Below are 19,448 nucleotides of genomic sequence, written 5' to 3' on the forward strand. Positions count from 1 at the left end.
ATCTTAATCGCTTGCTAGGTTAAAAGTGAGTTTTACCGTAGTACCAATTCCCACTTCACTATCAATATGAAATTTTCCGTTCATAAGTTCAACAAGTTTTTTACTTAAAGGTAAACCAAGCCCTGTACCGTCATATTTACGCGCGTGTTTACTATCTACCTGCCCAAAGGGAGACAATACCTTAGCTATATCTTTAGCTTCAATACCAATGCCACTATCACGCATTACAATTTGTACCTTGCCCTCATCAGTTTGAGATTCAAGAGATACTTCAATAGTTCCATTCTCAGGGGTAAACTTAACTGAATTGGAAAGTACATTTAAAATCACTTGTTTAAGTCTTTTCGGATCAGCAAAAATTGTAAAATGCTTATCTGCTGTTAAATCACTTAAGTTAACCTTTGCTTCTTGCGCTTTAGCAATCATGATCCTTAAACATTGCTTAACCATTTTGGTGGCGTCTACTTGTATATTTTCAACTATCAACTTATCTGCATCTGCTTTAGAGAAATCTAAGATATCATTAATGATAGACAATAAATGAGTACCAGAGGCATGAATATCATTACCGTATTCTTTATACTGCGGTACCCCTACGGCTCCTAATGCTTCAGTTTTAATTATTTCAGAAAAACCAATAATAGCATTCAGAGGAGTTCTAAGCTCATGGCTCATATTAGCTAGAAATTGTGATTTTTGCCTACTAGATTTTTCAGCTTCAACCTTAGCTAACTCTAATTCTTCATTAGTTTGAATTTGCTTTACTATAATAGACTGCAATTTAGCTGAATAAGCGCCTAAAATTACAAAAATTGCCGTAATAACTACCGAAATGATCAGCGCATAAATTATTTGAAAATTAAACAAGAAATTCCATGTTCCTGTAATATTATAATAACCATCTAAAAATGCTGTCAGTTGATTGTTTACTATCAGCGGCGTAACCAGATGAATAAAATAACCTTGATTGGTAAAAATTATTCCAAGATTAGCTTTACCCTTAACAATTGATTCCTGAAGAAGATCATGATTTTTAAAATTAGCTACCCCCACACATAGCACGCGCTGTTGTAAGGTGCTTGGTAAAATTACTATATTCTCAACACCATTATTAGAAATAACTTTAGCACCGTTTTTAGTTAAAATAGCAATGGGTTTAAAATCCATATTTTTAGTTAAAAGATAAAAATATTGCTCTAAAAGAGGATAAAATACTTTTTTGTCCGCAGAAGAAGTTTCAGTCTCTTTTAAGACTCCTTCATAAATTTTGTTCCAGATATTGCTATTAAAGTTATCACTTAAGTTATTAAATTGATTAGAGGTTTTAAGCACAACTAGATTGCTAAGCGCCTTATCACGCAGATAAGCCCCCATTAAGAAGGCTATCATAAAAGTTGTTAAAAAAACTAATAGTGCAACTGTAAATCTTGGCATTTTATTTCTTAATTTAGAATCTCATCATGTTTATAATTTGTATATACTCACTTTAACTGATATAATAATTACATCATCTTTTATAATTTAAATCAAGCCTTTAACTTTTTAACTAATTAACATTACTTATATGCATATACCAGCTCAGTTCAGCGAGTATAATAAAGCTATATTGAATGCTTCATTATCAGCTTTTTTTTATGGATTAATGGCTTTTTTTATAGTAAAGCTTCATAAGCATGCCATTCCAGTTGAAGTAGTATTATTTTGGCGTTTCGCTTTAGCAATTATAGTAATTATAGCATTAAAGCCTACAGTTACCTTGAATTTATTAAATTATCATAATCCACAATATTTAAAATTGTTTTTTATTAGTTTAATATTTTTTACCGGTTCTTCCTTTTTCTTTTTTAAATCAGTGGTTTTGATCGGCTCAGGGTTGGCTATCACTATTTTCTTTCTGTTTCCAATTTTTGTAATTTTTTATGAATGGCTAATCAACAAGCAAAAAATTCATATAGATATCTTTATCTCTATGGTTATTATGTTGGTTGGCTTAACTTTAATTCATGATAACCATTCAGGTTCAAACAAAAGTGATTTAGGAGTAGTCCTAGCAATTTGTAGTGGGTTTTGCTATGGATCATATATTTTTCTTTCAAAGAAATTTACCTCTCAAGTTAATTCATATAATGCTTCTACAGTCATTTGCCTGAGTAACACCATTGGTTTTCTAATATTAAATTTAATTTTAGGACATCAATTATTCGGCAATTTTGATCTAAGCATATGGGGTCATCTTTTTGGCATTTCATTTTTTTCGACGGCGCTTGCTTTATTATTTTTAATCAAAGCATTGGCAGTACTCTCTGCTACTAAAGTATCAATTTTAACCATGCTAGAACCAGTAGTAACTATTATTATAGGTACCGCTCTCTTAAACGAAAAAATGAGCAAGGATCAAATAGTGGGTACATTATTAATTTTAATCAGCAGCCTTATTGTTACCCTTTCATCACGATTTAAAAAAATTAAAACATCCTGATAAATGTAAGAAAACCCTAGCTAAAATCACTATTATTATTAAGCTAATCAACCATTTTAATCACCATCAAGGCAGATTAAAGGTTGTAACCATCATCTTTTTATTATACCTTACTTACCCATAGCAATTTAGTTTTTAATTTTATTTAGTAATTTAAAATGATTATTACCTTATCAATCTTAAGCAATTAAAGGATTAATGAACATAATTACTCATCAGAAAGCATATAATAAAGCTTTGTTATATGCTTTGCTCTCAGCTTTTTTCTATGGTTTAATGGCTTTTTTTGCAATTAAACTTCATCAAAAAAACATCCCGGTTGAAACAGTTTTATTTTGGCGTTTTGCTACTGCGATAATTATTTTAATATTATTTAATCCTAAAAAAATATTAAATGTAAAATGTTATAAAGATAAACAATATTTAGTTTTACTATTCATTAGTTTGATTTGTTTATCGGGATCGTCATTTTTATTTTACACTGCTGCAACCTATATTGGCTCGGGGCTTGCCATCACTATTTTCTTTTCCTTTCCACTTTTTGTTATTGCTTATGCACGTATTATCGATAAGCAAAAAATTCAAAAAGACGTATTTATATCAATTATTTTAATACTAACAGGTCTTACACTTATCCATGAGAATAACGGACCCAAAACTAATCATGGAGATTTAGGAGTAATTTTGGCAATCATTAGTGGGTTTTACTTTGGGTCGTATATTTTCTTTTCTAAAAAATACGCCTCTAAAGTTGATTCATATAACGCTTCAACAGTAACATGTTTTGGTACTTTGATTAGTTTCACTGCCTTTAACCTAATCAAAGGCAATAATATCGCGTTAGCTTTTAATATAGAAATTTGGACTTATATATTTTGTATCGCCTTTTTTGTACTGCTCTTGCATTGGTATTTCTCATCAAATCTCTCAAAGTATTATCTGCTACAAAAATCTCTATTCTTACCATGATTGAACCTGTAATCACCATCTTAACGGGAGTACTGTTACTTGATGAAATAATGAGTAAGGAACAAATTGTTGGCATTACTTTAATTTTGCTAAGCAGCCTAATCACTAGCCTCTCTACAAGATTTAAAAGAAAGAAATCTATTGTATAATTTAATATAAATATAAAACTTTCTAAGTTGCATGGATAAAATTCTGTTCATATAATTTCAATATTATGCTCTCTTTAAAAAGTATTAAAAAGCTATTTTTAAGAATTATATTTAATTGCCTGAGAAAAATAAAAACCTTGCATATAATCTATCCCCATATCCATTAAGGTTTCAGCAATTTCTCGACTTTCAACAAACTCTGCTACAGATTTCATATTAAAATTCTGGCATATTTCTAACAGTACTTTAACAAAAAGCTGATTATTTTTATCTTTATGAATATTTTGAATAAATGATCCGTCTATTTTCACTACATCCACATTAAGCATTTGTAATTCTTTAAATGATGAATATCCTGCACCAAAATCATCTAAGGCCACATGGCAACCCAAAGCTTTAAGGTTATTAGTAAAAATGCTAGCACTGCTTAAATCACGCATTAGTGCAGTTTCAGTAATTTCTACAATCATGCGATTGCTCAAATTATCAAAAGATTTTACTATTTGGGAAATCTTATCCAAAATTTGAGTATGGTGTACTGAAATAGCCGATAAATTAAAAGAAAGCTTAAGATTGGGATTTGAAATCAGTTCTGAAGTCGCAAGAGTTACCACCAGCTCATCAATAAGATTAATAAACCCAAATTTTTCAGCAAGCTTAATAAAGGGCCCTACTGAAATTAGCTCATTGGACTTACTCACTATTCTCAGCAAACTCTCATAATACCCAATTTCGCCAGTTTTAGCATCAATTACCGGCTGGAATGCTAAAGTTAAACGGTTTTTTTCAATCGCCTGATGTAAATAATTCGCTTTCTTCATTTCATCTTGCAATTCATTTTGCATAATTTTTGCTTTTTCATATGAACAAAAATTTTGATATCCATCTTTCTCAGCAATCTTTACAGCAATATAGCAACGATTAATTAATTCAAATGGATTTAAATAATTGACAGCATTAAGCAGCTCACCACCAATATTAGTATGAAAATACACAGTAATCTGTTTTTTATGAAATCCAAAATTATGAATTTCGTTAAAAATTTGTTCAGCTCTAAGGTTTAAGTGTTCTAGATTACCACAATGCTCTATTATAACTAAAAATTTGTCACGGCTAATTTTTTGTATAATATAATGATCATCAATTTCGCCTAGGTATCTTAACAACTCTTCTACCAAGCTTTGAATCAATTCTTCGTTGTGTACCAACAACAAATCACAGTAATTTAATATATTTATCATTAAGAAGCCAAAGGAATGCCCCGTCTTCTTAGCATGTAATATAATATTTTCAATTAACTCAATGGATTGAGAAGTTATATCCTCCGCTTGAGGTAAAGGTTGAAAACTATTTAATTTAGGGTTATTGGTTGTCAAAGCCATTCAAATACACAAATATTATGAATTATAATCATCATTTTCACGCAGGTAATTTCGCAGATGTAATTAAACATCTTATTTTAATACATATTATAGAATATAATAAGTTAAAAAATAAACCAATTGTTTTTTTTGATTCACATGCAGGCCAAGGCATGTATAACTTAAGCGAACATGAGGCACTAAGAACAGGCGAGTTTATTACAGGCATTGCAAGCATAGTTGACAATCTAGAAAAAATTTCAGCCGAGTATAAAAAAATAATTTTAAAATTCAACCAGAAAGTGCAAAAACTCAACCAGAAAGTGCAGATTGATAAATATCCTGGTTCTCCAACCATTTTTGCCGAACTAATGGCCCCACAAGATAGACTGATACTTATTGAAAAATCTGAGAAGCATTTTACTAAATTAAAGCATAACTTATCAGCTTATAAGGATAATGATATTCAACTTCATCAGCGTGATGGTTTTAGCAGCCTGCCTTCCTTGCTACCTGGCCAAGAAAAAAGAGCAATAATTTTAATCGATCCAGCGTTTGAAGATAAAGGCGACTGGCAGCAAGCTAGTACCAATATATTAAAGTTACTCAAAAAATTTGCACAAGCTCAGATTATTATATGGTATCCTAATAAAGATGCTGATTTAGTTCATAGCTTTCAGCAGCAATTTGTTGGATTAGAAATAGAAAAGCTTGCTATTGATATTACTAACTTATCAATCCCTAATGATAAAATGAATAAATGCGGCCTTTTAGTGCTAAATCCTATTTACCAATTAGAAAATTTTATTGAAGTTATAAAAAATAATATTCCTCAATATAAATTAAGCTACTTTAAATTTTAATATAAATTTCTAAATTCTTTTGGTAATTTATAGCTGTTAGGTTTTACATAAGTATTTATTAGCTGATATTAGATATAAAAAAATACTATTTTTAAAAATGTATCAATAATAGGAAGAAAGATTAGTGCTATAAAAAATTATCTGGATTATTTAACACTTGCAAATGTTGCAATATATAGAAAAGCTGTAGAAAACTCTAGATATTTAATGGAAAGAAATTTTTAAATAAAAAATCCAGCTTATTTTACAGGAATTATGACTTCTAATTGGCAAAAAAACAATCAGCTTTTGCAGTCAGCAAAATTCAGAATAACCCTATGGTTACTGCAAGTTCTACAACCCATCTTATAAGCAAAAGGTTATTATATTCTCTGAGCTTTACTAAATAGCTTAAAAAAATTATCTGTAGTTATTTGAGCAACTTTTTCTGCTTCTATACCAAGTAATTTACTTAGACATTCCACAGTATGCTTAGTAAAACCCGGCTCATTACGTTTACCACGCATAGGGGTTGGTGCAAGATATGGAGCATCAGTTTCAACCAGCATCAATTCTAAAGGTACTTGAGCAATAGTTTGTTGTAAATCTTTGGCATTTTTAAAAGTAACAATTCCAGAAATAGAAATAGTAAATCCCAACGCTAAAACTTCGTTTTTTAAATATTCCGTTCCAGTAAAACAATGAATAATCGCTTTAAATGGTTTTTGTTCAAATTGCTCTTTTAATATTCTAACCGTATCTTCTTCTGCATCCCTGGTGTGCACAATTAAAGGTAAGCCGGTTTCTTGAGCAACTTTAATATGATTAATAAAATTCTCTATTTGCTTAATTTTATCAAACGGTTGATGGAAATAATCTAACCCCGTTTCACCAATACCAATGACTTTAGATAATTGGGTTTTTTCCAGCAACTCTTTAATACTTGCTATTCCCTCTTTTTCTACTTCACAGGGATGAACCCCAACAGATGCATAAATATGAGGATAGCTTTTTGCAATGTGATAAACTGTTTCAAACTCACTTAATTTAGTACAAATGCTCAGCATACATTTTACATCATTTTGTAAAGCTCGCTTGAGCATTTCTTGAAAGTCTTCCTGAAAATCAGGAAAATTTAAATGACAATGCGAATCCACAATATACATTTAAACAGCTTCCTCTATTCTTGGGAAAATTGGTTGAACTTCCTTAAGCAGCCCGCCTATTGGCAATAAATCTTCTAATTCTGAAAAATCGTTTGCCTCAACATTAAGTACTTCAAGCATTATTTGAGATAGAGTAGGCATAAAAGGTAAAAGCAATATTGCAATCTGCTTAATAATATTAATTAATACAAACAATACATGGGCCATTTTCTCAGGATTATCTTTCCTTAGGTTCCATGGTGCTTGTTCATCAATATAGATATTAGCTAAGTTGCCAATATTAACTACCACCTCTAAAGCATTATGAAACTCATAATTCTCCATAAAATTATGATAATTTTTTACTAGCTCCGCTACTTGTAAAAAAATAGGATCATGCTGCCCTTTAGGTATCCTAGATTCACAATTTTTATGAATAAATGATACTACTCGCTGCATTAAGTTGCCAAAATTGTTAGAGAGTTCACTATTTAAGCGTCTAATACAACTGGATTTTGAATAATTTCCGTCATTGCCGAAAGGGACTTCGCGTAACATAAAATATCTGGTTTGATCCAGTCCATAGATTTTGATCAACTCATAAGGATCAATAACATTACCAAGCGATTTAGATATTTTTTGGCCTTCATTAGTCCACCAACCATGAGCTATAATCTGTTTAGGAACCGGAAGATTTGCAGCCATCAAAAATGCCGGCCAATAAACAGTATGGAATCTTAAAATATCCTTACCCACCATATGAATTCCGGGCCAAAATTTTTTCATCAATTCTGTATCTTCAGGATAACCTAGAGCAGAAATATAGTTAGTTAAAGCATCAAGCCACACATACATAATATGCTTATCATTGCCAGGCACAGGCACGCCCCAATTAAAACTAGTACGCGAAACTGATAAATCTTTAAGCCCGGATTTCACAAAGCTAATAACTTCATTACGGCGTGCTTTAGGCCAAATAAAATCTGGGTTTTGCTCATAAAGCTCTAATAACTTATCTTGCCATTTAGACAGCGCAAAAAAATAACTAGGTTCTTCTACCCATTCTACTGGCGCTCCTGTAGGAGCCTTGCCATCAATAAGCTCGCTCTCTTGATAAAATGCCTCATCTCTTACCGCATACCAACCACTATAAGAATCTAAGTAAATATTACCGCTTTCAACTAATCTTTCCCATAGAAAGCTTGCAGCTTTTTTATGCCTTTCTTCAGTAGTTCTAATAAAATCATTATTGGATAAATTTAGAGCAATAGTTAAATCACGAAATTTCTGTGAATAAAAATCTGTGAACTCCTGCGGATCTTTATTATTTTTCAATGCACTAGAGGCGATTTTTTGGCCATGTTCATCAGTCCCTGTTAAAAAATACACCTCTTCATTTCTCATTCTATGATATCGGGCCAGAACATCGGCTGCCACAGAAGTATAAGCATGACCAATATGTGGTATGTCATTTACATAATAAATGGGGGTAGTAATATAAAAGTTATTCATAAACTTACTTGCCTAATCTGATTTAAAATTAAATATAAACAATGCTTATAATCTAAATTTGCATATTCTAAAGCTAAAAATTTCTTATTTATATCCTCCCACAGCTCTAGCTTATAAGCTATGGGTATATTTAGGTAATTCATGTTTTGTAAAAAATCTTTTTCACAACTTAAAATATATTTATTATCAAAAAACCCGAATAATAACCTCGAAAGTCGTAAGGTTATAAAATATAAAACTTTATTATTTACCTGAGTCAATTTGCTTATATCATTTAAACTCAAGTTTTGCAGGCTCTGTAATAATTCTTCATAAAATGATTTTATCTTAATCTCTTTAAAAGCTACCGCTTCACCTATTGAATTGTTAGTTAGCACTAAATACATCAAAGCTTCTTCTTCATCAAATCCAAGCTTTTCTACCAGAATGGTTTTAGCATAATCATGGTCGTTAAGAGCAAGCTTAATTTTAGCGCATCTTGAATTAATAGTTTCCAATACGGTATGCGGCTGATGGGTAATTAAAAATATAAATAAATTTTTTGGAGGTTCTTCTAATATCTTAAGCAAAGCATTAGCTGCATTTTTATTAAGAAAATCTATATCATCTATGATCACAATTTTTTTAGCAGAAATAGAACTAGTAATTCTAGCAAAGCCAATAATTTCTCTAATCTGCTCGATAGATATTTCTTTATCTTCTATTTTTTCTATTAGCTTAAAATCTGGATGGTTAGAAAGTTCAATATGAGCATTACTTTGATTAAATACTTCCTTAGCAATTAATTTTACTAAAGAAGCTTTACCAATTCCCTTTTTGCCTGTTATAATCCAACTGTTTATTTTTTGGTTATTTAAACAGTTATTAATTAAATTATACTGTTCTAAATAACAGTTTTTAAGCTCATTTTGTAAATTTATATCCATGAATAATCAGCAAACTATTAGTTTTAAAGAATATTACCTTAAACATTTAGAGGAAAATAACTTAAAGCAAGATGAATGGCAACTTGAAACAATAGAACAATTTGTAAAACTTACAGATGCACTAAAATATTATCTTACTTCAAAAAAATGGTTACATAAAATTTTAGCTGAAAAAAAACCTCAAGGAATTTATCTATTTGGTAGTGTAGGACGCGGGAAAACATTAATTGGTTCACTTTTTGCTAAATATTTAAATGCTTGCAATGCTGCTTCCATTCTATTTATCCATTATCATGCTTTGATTAAATTGATTCATGAACAAATCCACCAACATAAGACAACTTCTCCTCAAATTGATCCTGTACTAGCTACTGCAGAATTCTTAATTAATCAGTATAATCTCATTGTTTTAGATGAGTTTCAAATTTTAGATATTTCTGACGCTATGATTCTCCTTAGGATATTTGAAAAGATTTTTAACTCTAAATCTATAATGGTTTTTACTTCTAATCGTGAACCAAGTGATCTATATCATGACAGCTTTGGAAGAGAGCATGTTAGCAAGCTTATTAGCTTAATTCGTAACCATCATACAATCTTATCTTTGGATGGAGAACAAGATTATCGTCTTCAGAAAACGCTTTCCGCACAGGAATTATTTTATACACCTAATGATTCAGAGAACAATCAAAAAATTGATACAATTATTGAAAACTTAACTGAAAAAAAGACTTTAAAAGCAGCTAGTTTAAAAGTATTTGATAGAAATATAAATTTTCAAAAAACTCTTAATCAGTTATTAATCACTGATTTTGATGAGCTATGCAGGCAACATTTTAGCCAAAATGACTATATTGAGATTTGTAAACATTTTAAAATCATCATAGTAAAAAATGTGCCTAAACTCTCTACTGAAATGCATAATGAAGCTAAACGATTTCTAATGTTTATTGATCAAGCGTATATTCATCAAGTAATATTAATTCTTAGTCTTGAATGTGCAATAAATCTTCTTTATACAGAAGGAAAAGGAGCATTCGAATTTGCCAGAACAATTTCCAGGCTTTACGAAATGCAAACACGAAACTATATTAATCACAAATTATAATTTAAGGCGCGTTAATGAAAATTATTCTAGCTCAACCACGAGGATTTTGCGCAGGGGTCGAAAGAGCAATAGATATAGTTGAACAAACCATACAAAAATATGGCCCTCCAGTTTATGTAAGACATGAAATAGTACATAATAAATATGTAGTTGAAGACCTTAGAAAAAAAGGGGCTATCTTTGTAGAGGAAATTGATGAAATTCCAACAGGTGCTATAACGATTTTTAGCGCTCACGGAGTATCTGAAATGGTTGAGATTAACGCCAATCAAAGAAAATTAGATGTTATTGATGCCACATGCCCGCTTGTTACTAAAGTTCATAGAGAAGCTCAAAGCTTAGAAGCTATGGGCAGACAAATTATTATGATAGGACACACCAATCATCCTGAGGTAATCGGCACTTCTGGTAGAGTAACCCAGGAAGTTACTTTAGTTTCGGGGTTAAGTGATGTAACGCAAATAGAAGTTAAAAACCCAGACAACCTAGGTTATATTACGCAGACAACTTTAAGTGTAGATGAAACCAGAGAAATTATTGATGCCTTAAAACAGCGCTTTCCTACAATTAAAGGACCTGATTTAAAAGATATTTGTTATGCCACCCAAAACCGACAAAATGCAGTAAGAGAGCTATGTAAAGATATCGACCTACTGTTAGTAATTGGTTCAGAAAATAGCTCAAACTCTAATAGACTGTGTGATTTAGGTAATGAGCTAGGTGTAAAAAGCTATCTAATTAATACCTATCATGATATTAATTCTCAATGGATTCTTAGCAGTAAAAAGGCTGTTGGTATTACCGCTGGTGCTTCTGCCCCTGAACAATTGGTTGAGCAAGTGATTAGCCATATTCTATCTATTAGCAATATGGAGGTTACCACTATGAGTGGCGTAGAAGAAAGTATGAAATTTAAATTACCAAAAAAATTATTAGAAGCAGTTGTATAATGAGTATTAGCCATTTCACTTCATTTTTATCAGGTATTTTAGGCTTTTTTGGCTACTTTATTGCTGTTTATAGAATAAGATACCAAACGTCTCCCTCACGTAAGAGCGTTTCTCAGTTAAAATATTACGGGTATATAACCTTTCTATATACTACTCTCGCTGCAGTAGTAGGTTTACTGGTTGCTTATTATGCCGAAGGCGCAGCTTCTCATAAATTAATTAAATATCTACCTATAAATTTGAGCTTTATAACATTAATATTATGCATATTTAGCTTGAATCGTTCATTTAATGCTCAATTTCATTTAGAGAAATGGTTTAAAATATTTATTCTAAGTATAAGCTCTATAAGTATACTGGGAGTAATAGCCACAATTGGCATTATACTTAATTATAGTTTACAGTTTTTTGCAAAAGTAAATTTTTTTGATTTCTTATTTGGCCTCACCTGGAATCCCACTATGGCGGATAAGGATTTATCACACGCTTTTGGTATTATGCCTCTACTATTTGGAACTTTTTATATTAGCGCTATTGCAATTGGATTTGCAGCCCCTATAGCTATTAATGCAGCCATTTATCTTAGTGAATATTCAGGGAAAAAAGTAAGAAACCTGCTAAAACCCGCAGTAGAAATGCTAGCTGCTATTCCTTCAATAGTTTATGGGTATTTAGGTTTAATATATATTTCCCCTGTTATTAAAATTATCGGGGAAACAATCCATCTTTCTGCTACCACTGAAAATACTCTTTCGACTGGTTTACTGATCGGAATGATGATGATTCCAATGATTATGTCTTTAAGTGATGATGTCATTAGAAGTATTCCTAAAGATTTAAGATTTTCCGCTTTGGCGCTTGGTCTTACTAAACACGAAACTATTAAAAATGTAATTATACCCGCAGCAAAGCCAGGAATCTTAGCAGTAATTATCTTAGCTATTTCACGAGCTGTTGGCGAAACGATGATTGTTATAATGTGCGCAGGTTTAAATTCAGAAATTAAAGTAAATCCATTTCAAGCAGTTTCTACCTTTACCGCGCAGATTACTAATTTACTGATAGGAGATGATGCATTTGATAGCCCTAAAACTTTATCTGCATTCGCACTTGCGCTTATCTTAATTATATTTACTATGACGCTCAACTTAATTGCTAATAAAATTGTAAAACATTATAAAGAGAAATATGGCTACAATTTCTAATTTATCCAAACGTTATCAAAAACAGCGCAAATTTGAGCGAAAAATTAAATTATCACTCTATTTTATTATGCTTGTCCTTGTTGTTATGATGGGTACTATTTTTATTAATGGGCTTAGTGGATTTTCTTCATATTATCTTAAAATTGATTTACCGGATCAGGAACTGAAAAATTTAACCGAAGAACAGCTCCTTACTTATAATTTTACCCCAGAGGAATTACCAATAATCCAAAGGATTTTAGGGCACAATCAACTCAAAAGATTGCTTAAAGGTAACCTTGGAATTAAGACTAAATATGAGCTTAAACTTACTGATAATATGCCGTCCCTAACCAGAGAACATGTAGAGATAAAGAAGCTATATAAGTCTTTTAAGAGCCAGAAAAGAATTATCAGAAAAATCAATTTTGATATTATTATTAATAATGATTCACGATATCCTGAAAATACTGGATTGCTTGGCTCAATTACCGGATCATTACTGACAGTAATGGTAGCATTACTAATTAGCTTGCCAATTGGGGTGATCACAGGCATTTATCTTGAAGAAATTGCAAAAAACAACTGGTTAAAAAACCTAATAGAAGCCAATATTAATAATCTTGCAGCCATACCCTCAATTATTTATGGGCTGCTAGGATTAAGTATTTTTATAGCTATTTTTCATATACCCAGGTCTTCCGCATTACTTGCTGGATTATCTATGAGCATCATGACCTTACCACTAATTATTATCAGTACTAGGCAATCATTAAAGGCAATTCCCCAAAGTTTAAGACAAGGTGTAACCGCATTGGGTATTTCACAAAGCCAACTTATTATTGACCATCTTTTGCCATTAACTATTCCTGGTATTATGAGTGGTACAATCTTTACGGTAAGTAGAATATTAGGTGAAACTGCACCTTTATTAATGCTTGGCTTGGTCGCTTTTATTGCCAATACTGCAACGAATATTCTTGAACCTACTACCACGTTGACTGTACAAATTTATTTATGGTCAATAGGTATTGAGAAAGCCTATATTACCAAAACTTTTACAGCCATTATGGTATTACTAATCGTAATTTCTTTACTAAATTTATCAGCATTTATAATAAGGAAAAAATATGAGTATCGCTGGTAGTGACATTACTAACAATAAATTAAACCCTAAAGTAACCGTACAAGCTGTTAACTTATTTTATAACGATAAACAAGCTTTATTCGATATAAACATGGAGATTTATCAGCATAAAGTTACTGCTCTTATAGGACCATCTGGCTGTGGCAAATCTTCCTTCTTACGTTGTTTAAACCGTATGAATGATTTAATAGAAGGTTGCAGCGTTACCGGACAAATACTAATAGATCGTCATAACATTTTAGAAAAAAACCTTGATGTAGTAAGACTTAGAACTAAAGTTGGGATGGTTTTTCAAAAACCCAATCCCTTTCCACGTTCAATTTATGAAAATATAGTTTATGCACCACGTATACATGGATTGGTTAAAAAGAACTCTAAAGAAGAACAAGAACTAGTTGAACAAAGCTTAATACAAACGGGCCTTTTTGATGAAGTTAAAGATAGGCTTCATTCACCTGCAACCAACCTTTCTGGTGGACAACAGCAACGTTTATGCATTGCAAGAGCTATAGCGATTAAACCTGAAGTAATTTTAATGGATGAACCTTGTTCAGCTTTAGACCCTATATCTACTACTAAAATTGAAGCTTTGATTGAGGATTTAAAACTTAAATATACCATTATTATTGTCACTCATTCAATGCAGCAAGCCGCCCGCACTTCTGATTACACGGCATTCTTTAATTTAGGTAAAATAGTAGAATATAATACTACCCAGAATATTTTTACCAATCCAGAGCAAAGTATTACGCAAGATTATATAACCGGAAGATATGGGTAGCACTTATATTATTTTGAAAATATATAAATTACTTAATTAACTATAATAAGCTTTAAAAAGCTTATTATAGTTAATGGCATTAATTGATTCTTTTTAATTTCTCTCAACGCTATTTGTATTTACTTTACTACCAGCAACAAAACTGGAAGAGGCACCCCTGCTCTAAAATAGTAGTACATATCGTTTGAGATACAATGTTAGCTCTACCTTCTGTCACTTGCGATTTTAATCAAGCTATTCTGGCGGTTATGCGCTTTCCATTTCTTCTGCTTGGTTAAAACTATCTAACATACTTTCCAGCTCAGTCACATATCTAACTTTAAGGTCGCCTGTAAGATCTCTCTTATCTTCTCCTATGTTATCTAAGATATGTTGCTTAATATCTGGGCCGGATATTTTACTTACTGAAGAGTCAAAATTTTTGTGATTTACTATCTTTTTAAAAATATCCATCTTATATGAAGGTAGCGTATATCCTAAAGGACTAGTTTTTGAATTATCTAAAATATTCACATCTGTATCTTTATGTCCCAACAACAACTCAACAACTCTATTACGCGCTTGATTTTTTTGATCAAGCTTATCATTGGGAACCTCTGAAACTAAATTCATTTATGCGCATGAAATGTAAAGATATATAAGTTAAAACATCTTTTATATTAGGATTAATACTATCAAAAGATAATAACAACCGTACTATCCCTTGAGCTGATGCAGGTAATAAAATGCGCCCAAATTGATTTTTAGCATTTATAAAACTCTATCTTGATCCCAAAGGTTCCTAAATTTATTAATATCTATTTCTTTTTTTAACATCTCTCTTAAAAGCTCTTCAAATTTCATGTACCACTTCTATAATGCTAAATATATATTAATCTTATTATGTTAAAATTTAATATTAATAACAAATTAACTTTATTGATTGTTATAATGTAGGCCATACTATCAACAGACCTTAATAACAATTGTTTTACCAATCCTTTAAGCTAATAGCTATAATAAACTTTGGTTAACAAATAAGTGTAATTTGTAAATTTTATCTTTACAAAAAGATTATTCTTGTTTATATTTCAAATTAAAGTTAAGTTTATGTTAATCTTAAAGAAAAATATTAATTAGTTAAAAATTATGACTACAGCAGTAAAAAGTCCTTTCAGCCCTTTAGTGTTGATTGCAGATGATAAAAATTTGAGTTTATCGAAAGTAAACTTAGAAAAGAGCTTAAGAGATAGCGGCTTCATTACTACATATGAAACCTCTGCCCAACAAGCTATGAGATATTTAAAAAACAGCGTTCCTAATATTATTATTATAGCTGAAGAACTCGATGGCATGACAGCAAATGAACTATGTCTTTATGCTAGAACCATTGAGAGATTGAAATTTAGTGTGATTTTTATCATAACTTCAACTAAATCTTATATTAACAAGGTATCGTTGGAAGAAGGCGGGCCGCAAGAATATATTGAATATGTTGAAGCTGGTTCGATGATTTATAAAATTAAAGAATATTATAAAGCCTATCGCTCACCTGAGTCAGCAAGAATTTTAAGGCATCACGATATAGAGCTTAACCTTAACACCTATCGTGTTACCCGCAATAATCGTGAAATTAAATTAGGCCCTACAGAATTTAAAATTTTGCAATGCTTTTTAGAATACCCTAAAAATGTTTTGTCACGTGATTTTATTATGTCTTATGTATGGGGTAAGACCAACCCTATTGAATCTCGTACAATAGATGTACATATCAATAGGTTACGTACAGCACTTAAAAATAATCCTGATGAACTACCTATTATAGAAACTATTAGGTCCCTTGGTTATTGCCTAAGAAGAATTAGTGAGGAGGAGAATTAATTCTCCTCTTTTTATTAAAAAAGAACTCAACTATCTTATTTATTATAATTTTGCTGGCATAAATATTAAATTTTAAATATTAATATAGAACCATTAATTGCTAGGATGTTATATGTCAGTATTTTATAAAATCTTTTCTCCATTTGACTACTTACGTAAAAAATTATTTTGGTCGGACGTAGATCATGCTAACTCAATAATGAATTTATTGGATATAAACGAAGATAGTAAATTATCCCAACAAGATTTGGATGAATTGCTAGATCATCTGTATTACTTTCAAGATATTAATAGTGAACATGTTCACAAATTTGTAAATCATAAATTATTAGAAAATAATATAAAAGGTTTATTATTAAGAGTAAGTGACCAAACTTTTTTCTATAAAATCTTTGGTCAAAATGCGATCAAAATTCTCTCTAAAACTTTTAATGAAAGTCCTTTTAATAAAGAACAAAAATCTGAAATTTTAGCTAGCATTTTTCATGTAGACACCAAAGTAGCTAAAATGATAGGTGAATCTAAAATTAATACTAGTGTGATTTATTTAAATGAAATGCTTAATGCTTTTGATTTGAGTAAAAATTCTTTAAATAAAATTTGTTCACAAATTGCACAAGATTTACAATATACTTCTGAGCAACATTTAGACCTAGCTAACGACCTAATTACCAACCTTGATAACTATTTTAATATCATTCCCAATAAAAAATATTTAAGTGACTTTTTTACTTATTCTATGCGCCAACTGACCTCGCAACAGATTGATGGACTTACCCAGTTACCTGAATTTAATACTAATTTGAATCTATTTATCAATTTTTATCAATGCCATGAGGTTAAAGATTATTATCAATTCAAACTATTTGCAAAATCAGTGAATAAGAATAATCCAAATTTAGACCCTCAAATGAATAAAATTATGCTTATTAAAGCTAGCGAGCTTGAAGAAAGGGCTGATGAGTTGCATCACCACATGATTCAAGATTATTTTAACAATTATGGCAAATCTATTTCTTACTCTTTATCATTAAAAAAAGATAAAGAGCTCTTTTCAGAATTAAATGAAAAGCTTAAGGAGATTAAAGCTGATAGCCAAATGAACTTTAAAATTAAATTAGAATGGCAGCATTCGCTTAACATGCTTAAAGAGCAAGCTACCCAAAAATATAATATTCATTTCAAGCAATTTATCAACAAATCTATTGCGGATGTAGTTCATTATGAACAGATACTTGCAACCACCAAAGATATAAATAAGCTTACAGATACTTATAACTCACTATTAGTAAAAGGCGGTTGGGAGCTTAATGGTTTATTATATACTTATGAAGAAGTAGCTGCAAATGGCTTAATTAATAGTATGTATCTATACAAGTTTAATGATAAAATTAATAAGATTCAGGGTTCTTTAACTTCTAAAAGTTCACCTATTACTCCTACTTATACTAACTACAATGAGATACAAATCAAAAAGATAGCCGAAAAAGCTATTTATGAAAATAGCACCAAATCTTTATTACAAGCTAAATTTGAATTGGAAGCTATCAAATATAATCTACAACAGGTACATAAAGGCTATTTCAACTCTGATACTAAATTAAAGGTTGTTGATTTATATTTATCCAAGATTGATACCCAAATTTCTGAGCAATATCAGTATACTCCTTACCAAATTGTATCGGAGAATAGTACTTGGGAAAATTATGACCAGCCTGAAGGAAACAAAGCCGGCTATATTCAACCTAATCCTGCAGATAATTATAATAGCGGGATTTATCCTAACACTAATATTTCTTATGTTGATGTTGCTTCTTCTACTCCTTCTATGGAAGATTTACTCAAAGAAGATCTAGTTATCTCGCCTTCACCAGCTGAGTTATTACCAACATATAATAATGGCTATCATTTCAATTATGAAGAGTCACCTTCAGCTTCTCCTCAAGAGCTAGTAGGCAAAAATAACGGATATCATTTTGATTATAATGATAACAATCCGTTCCTTAACCATATTGAAAAAATATATGATGTTCAAAATGATTTTAACAATACAGCTCCATCAGCTCCACCTATGGAAGCTTGGATAAATGAGGAAATGATAAACAATATAGCTCCATCAGCTCCACCTACAGAAGATTGGATAAATGAGGAAATGGTAAACAATACAGCTCCATCAGCTCCACCTATGGAAGCTTGGATGGATAATGGCGGCACTACCACAGCAGATAACAACGATTATAAGAAATTTTCTTATCAAAATAGCGGGCTTTATCCAAGCATGAATATGGATTATTCTATTGGGCTTGAAAATAATATATCAAGTGAGGATAGTAATAAAGTTAAAGGAATATATCCTTCTGCTGAATGGTCTTACTAAATAATACATACTTTCTTAAAAGGCCAGCAAGTTGCTGGCCTTTTTTTATATTCACCTTGATGCCCAAACGATGCAAAGTAAAAAAATAAAATCCTTGCTAAAGGCAGTGTTTGATAACAAAAATTATTAGGGTGTTATAAAACTCAATAAAATTATAGATTTTTTGAATCTCTTCTACTGAAATATAAAAAATATTACTAACCTTGATAATAATTTAGCAATTAGATATTTTCATAAACTGCCAGGAAAGGTTGCTCTCAAACAGTAAAATAATAGTGAGCAATTTTATAGAAATATTGAACTTAATAAGAATTATTTCGGCGATATTGGTCAAATAAGTGTAGTTGTGATGGCCAGAAAGATTTAGGTATTAGTAATACTAAATATGGCGGCCAGCTTACACAAATAATTGATAATACCTAATCTACAACCCTAATGGCTATTATCCAAGAAGCAATAGCATGGTATTAGCCCAACTTTATTTTTGATAATTAAATTACAATGGTTTTTTACATCACCATAATATTCAGAAGAAGAATTTTTTCTTGCTATTTTTGCATATATACATGCCTCTCAGAGCAACTTCTTTCTTAGTAGCAAATTTAAAAGATTTCACTATTATTTATGACGCATACAAAAGGATTCTAATAACAAGAAA

Annotated in this window: 17 protein-coding genes; 11 read left to right on the forward strand and 6 right to left on the reverse strand. The window is 30.8% G+C overall.

What is annotated here, in order from left to right; translation table 11 throughout:
• Positions 1-3 precede the first annotated feature (3 nt).
• A complete protein-coding gene (locus tag EF513_RS00790; protein ID WP_125215515.1) occupies positions 4-1,434 on the reverse strand; it encodes a sensor histidine kinase in 1,431 nt (476 codons plus the stop codon).
• A gap of 130 nt (positions 1,435-1,564) precedes the next feature.
• Here EF513_RS00790 and EF513_RS00795 point away from each other — a divergent pair, with 130 nt between their 5' ends.
• The 3 genes from EF513_RS00795 (at position 1,565) to EF513_RS08230 (ending at position 3,597) form a co-directional block, all read left to right on the forward strand.
• Positions 1,565-2,479 carry a DMT family transporter gene (locus EF513_RS00795; protein ID WP_125215516.1) on the forward strand — a complete coding sequence of 305 codons (915 nt, stop codon included), beginning with the start codon at positions 1,565-1,567 and terminating at the stop codon, positions 2,477-2,479.
• A 198-nt stretch (positions 2,480-2,677) separates the two neighbouring features.
• Complete coding sequence (locus EF513_RS00800) at positions 2,678-3,448, forward strand: DMT family transporter (RefSeq protein ID WP_125215517.1); 771 nt, start codon at positions 2,678-2,680, stop codon at positions 3,446-3,448.
• A complete protein-coding gene (locus EF513_RS08230; protein WP_164503781.1) occupies positions 3,385-3,597 on the forward strand; it encodes an EamA family transporter in 213 nt (70 codons plus the stop codon). The genes EF513_RS00800 and EF513_RS08230 overlap by 64 nt, the downstream gene beginning before the upstream one ends.
• 98 nt (positions 3,598-3,695) lie before the next feature.
• On the opposite strand, the gene EF513_RS00810 is transcribed toward EF513_RS08230, so the two are convergent.
• Positions 3,696-4,979, reverse strand: a complete 1,284-nt coding sequence (locus EF513_RS00810) for an EAL domain-containing protein (protein ID WP_125215519.1) — start codon at positions 4,977-4,979, stop codon at positions 3,696-3,698.
• A 17-nt stretch (positions 4,980-4,996) separates the two neighbouring features.
• Here EF513_RS00810 and rlmJ point away from each other — a divergent pair, with 17 nt between their 5' ends.
• Positions 4,997-5,821, forward strand: a complete 825-nt coding sequence (gene rlmJ / locus EF513_RS00815) for a 23S rRNA (adenine(2030)-N(6))-methyltransferase RlmJ (RefSeq protein WP_125215520.1) — start codon at positions 4,997-4,999, stop codon at positions 5,819-5,821.
• A 362-nt stretch (positions 5,822-6,183) separates the two neighbouring features.
• Here rlmJ and EF513_RS00820 read toward each other — a convergent pair whose 3' ends face one another.
• From EF513_RS00820 to EF513_RS00830, 3 genes are read right to left on the reverse strand one after another with little or no spacing between them, the layout of a single operon-like run.
• The gene (locus tag EF513_RS00820) at positions 6,184-6,966 is read right to left on the reverse strand and encodes a TatD family hydrolase (protein ID WP_125215521.1); all 783 of its coding nucleotides are present in this window, start codon (positions 6,964-6,966) and stop codon (positions 6,184-6,186) included.
• Positions 6,967-8,457, reverse strand: coding sequence for a methionine--tRNA ligase (gene metG / locus EF513_RS00825; protein ID WP_125215522.1), 1,491 nt, complete (start codon positions 8,455-8,457; stop codon positions 6,967-6,969).
• Positions 8,454-9,383: an AAA family ATPase gene (locus EF513_RS00830; protein WP_125215523.1), complete on the reverse strand. Its 930-nt coding sequence runs from the start codon at positions 9,381-9,383 to the stop codon at positions 8,454-8,456. Before EF513_RS00830 ends, metG begins: the two co-directional genes overlap by 4 nt.
• On the opposite strand from EF513_RS00830, the gene zapE reads away from it, so the two are divergent.
• From zapE to pstB, 5 genes are read left to right on the forward strand one after another with little or no spacing between them, the layout of a single operon-like run.
• Entirely contained in the window at positions 9,382-10,491 is a 1,110-nt protein-coding gene (zapE, locus tag EF513_RS00835; RefSeq protein WP_125215524.1) for a cell division protein ZapE, read from the forward strand. The genes EF513_RS00830 and zapE overlap by 2 nt on opposite strands.
• 14 nt (positions 10,492-10,505) lie before the next feature.
• A complete protein-coding gene (ispH, locus tag EF513_RS00840) occupies positions 10,506-11,441 on the forward strand; it encodes a 4-hydroxy-3-methylbut-2-enyl diphosphate reductase (protein ID WP_125215525.1) in 936 nt (311 codons plus the stop codon).
• Positions 11,441-12,646 (forward strand): phosphate ABC transporter permease subunit PstC, encoded by a 1,206-nt coding sequence (pstC, locus tag EF513_RS00845; protein ID WP_125215526.1) that lies wholly within the window; start codon positions 11,441-11,443, stop codon positions 12,644-12,646. The genes ispH and pstC overlap by 1 nt, the downstream gene beginning before the upstream one ends.
• Positions 12,630-13,772 carry a PstA family ABC transporter permease gene (locus EF513_RS00850; protein ID WP_125215527.1) on the forward strand — a complete coding sequence of 381 codons (1,143 nt, stop codon included), beginning with the start codon at positions 12,630-12,632 and terminating at the stop codon, positions 13,770-13,772. Before pstC ends, EF513_RS00850 begins: the two co-directional genes overlap by 17 nt.
• A complete protein-coding gene (gene pstB, locus EF513_RS00855) occupies positions 13,756-14,553 on the forward strand; it encodes a phosphate ABC transporter ATP-binding protein PstB (protein ID WP_125215528.1) in 798 nt (265 codons plus the stop codon). Before EF513_RS00850 ends, pstB begins: the two co-directional genes overlap by 17 nt.
• Before the next feature lie 246 nt (positions 14,554-14,799).
• Here the strand turns inward: pstB and EF513_RS00860 are convergent, their stop codons facing one another.
• On the reverse strand, positions 14,800-15,165 hold the full coding sequence (locus EF513_RS00860) for a hypothetical protein (protein WP_125215529.1): 366 nt from the start codon (positions 15,163-15,165) through the stop codon (positions 14,800-14,802).
• A 516-nt stretch (positions 15,166-15,681) separates the two neighbouring features.
• On the opposite strand from EF513_RS00860, the gene EF513_RS00865 reads away from it, so the two are divergent.
• Both EF513_RS00865 and EF513_RS00870 read left to right on the forward strand, forming a co-directional pair.
• Positions 15,682-16,413 carry a winged helix-turn-helix domain-containing protein gene (locus EF513_RS00865; RefSeq protein WP_125215530.1) on the forward strand — a complete coding sequence of 244 codons (732 nt, stop codon included), beginning with the start codon at positions 15,682-15,684 and terminating at the stop codon, positions 16,411-16,413.
• Between the two features lie 112 nt (positions 16,414-16,525).
• Complete coding sequence (locus EF513_RS00870) at positions 16,526-18,790, forward strand: hypothetical protein (protein WP_125215531.1); 2,265 nt, start codon at positions 16,526-16,528, stop codon at positions 18,788-18,790.
• The last annotated feature ends 658 nt before the right edge of the window (positions 18,791-19,448 follow it).

Origin of the sequence: Rickettsiales endosymbiont of Stachyamoeba lipophora, from assembly GCF_003932735.1 — a bacterium.
GTDB lineage: Bacteria > Pseudomonadota > Alphaproteobacteria > Rickettsiales > 33-17 > RICK01.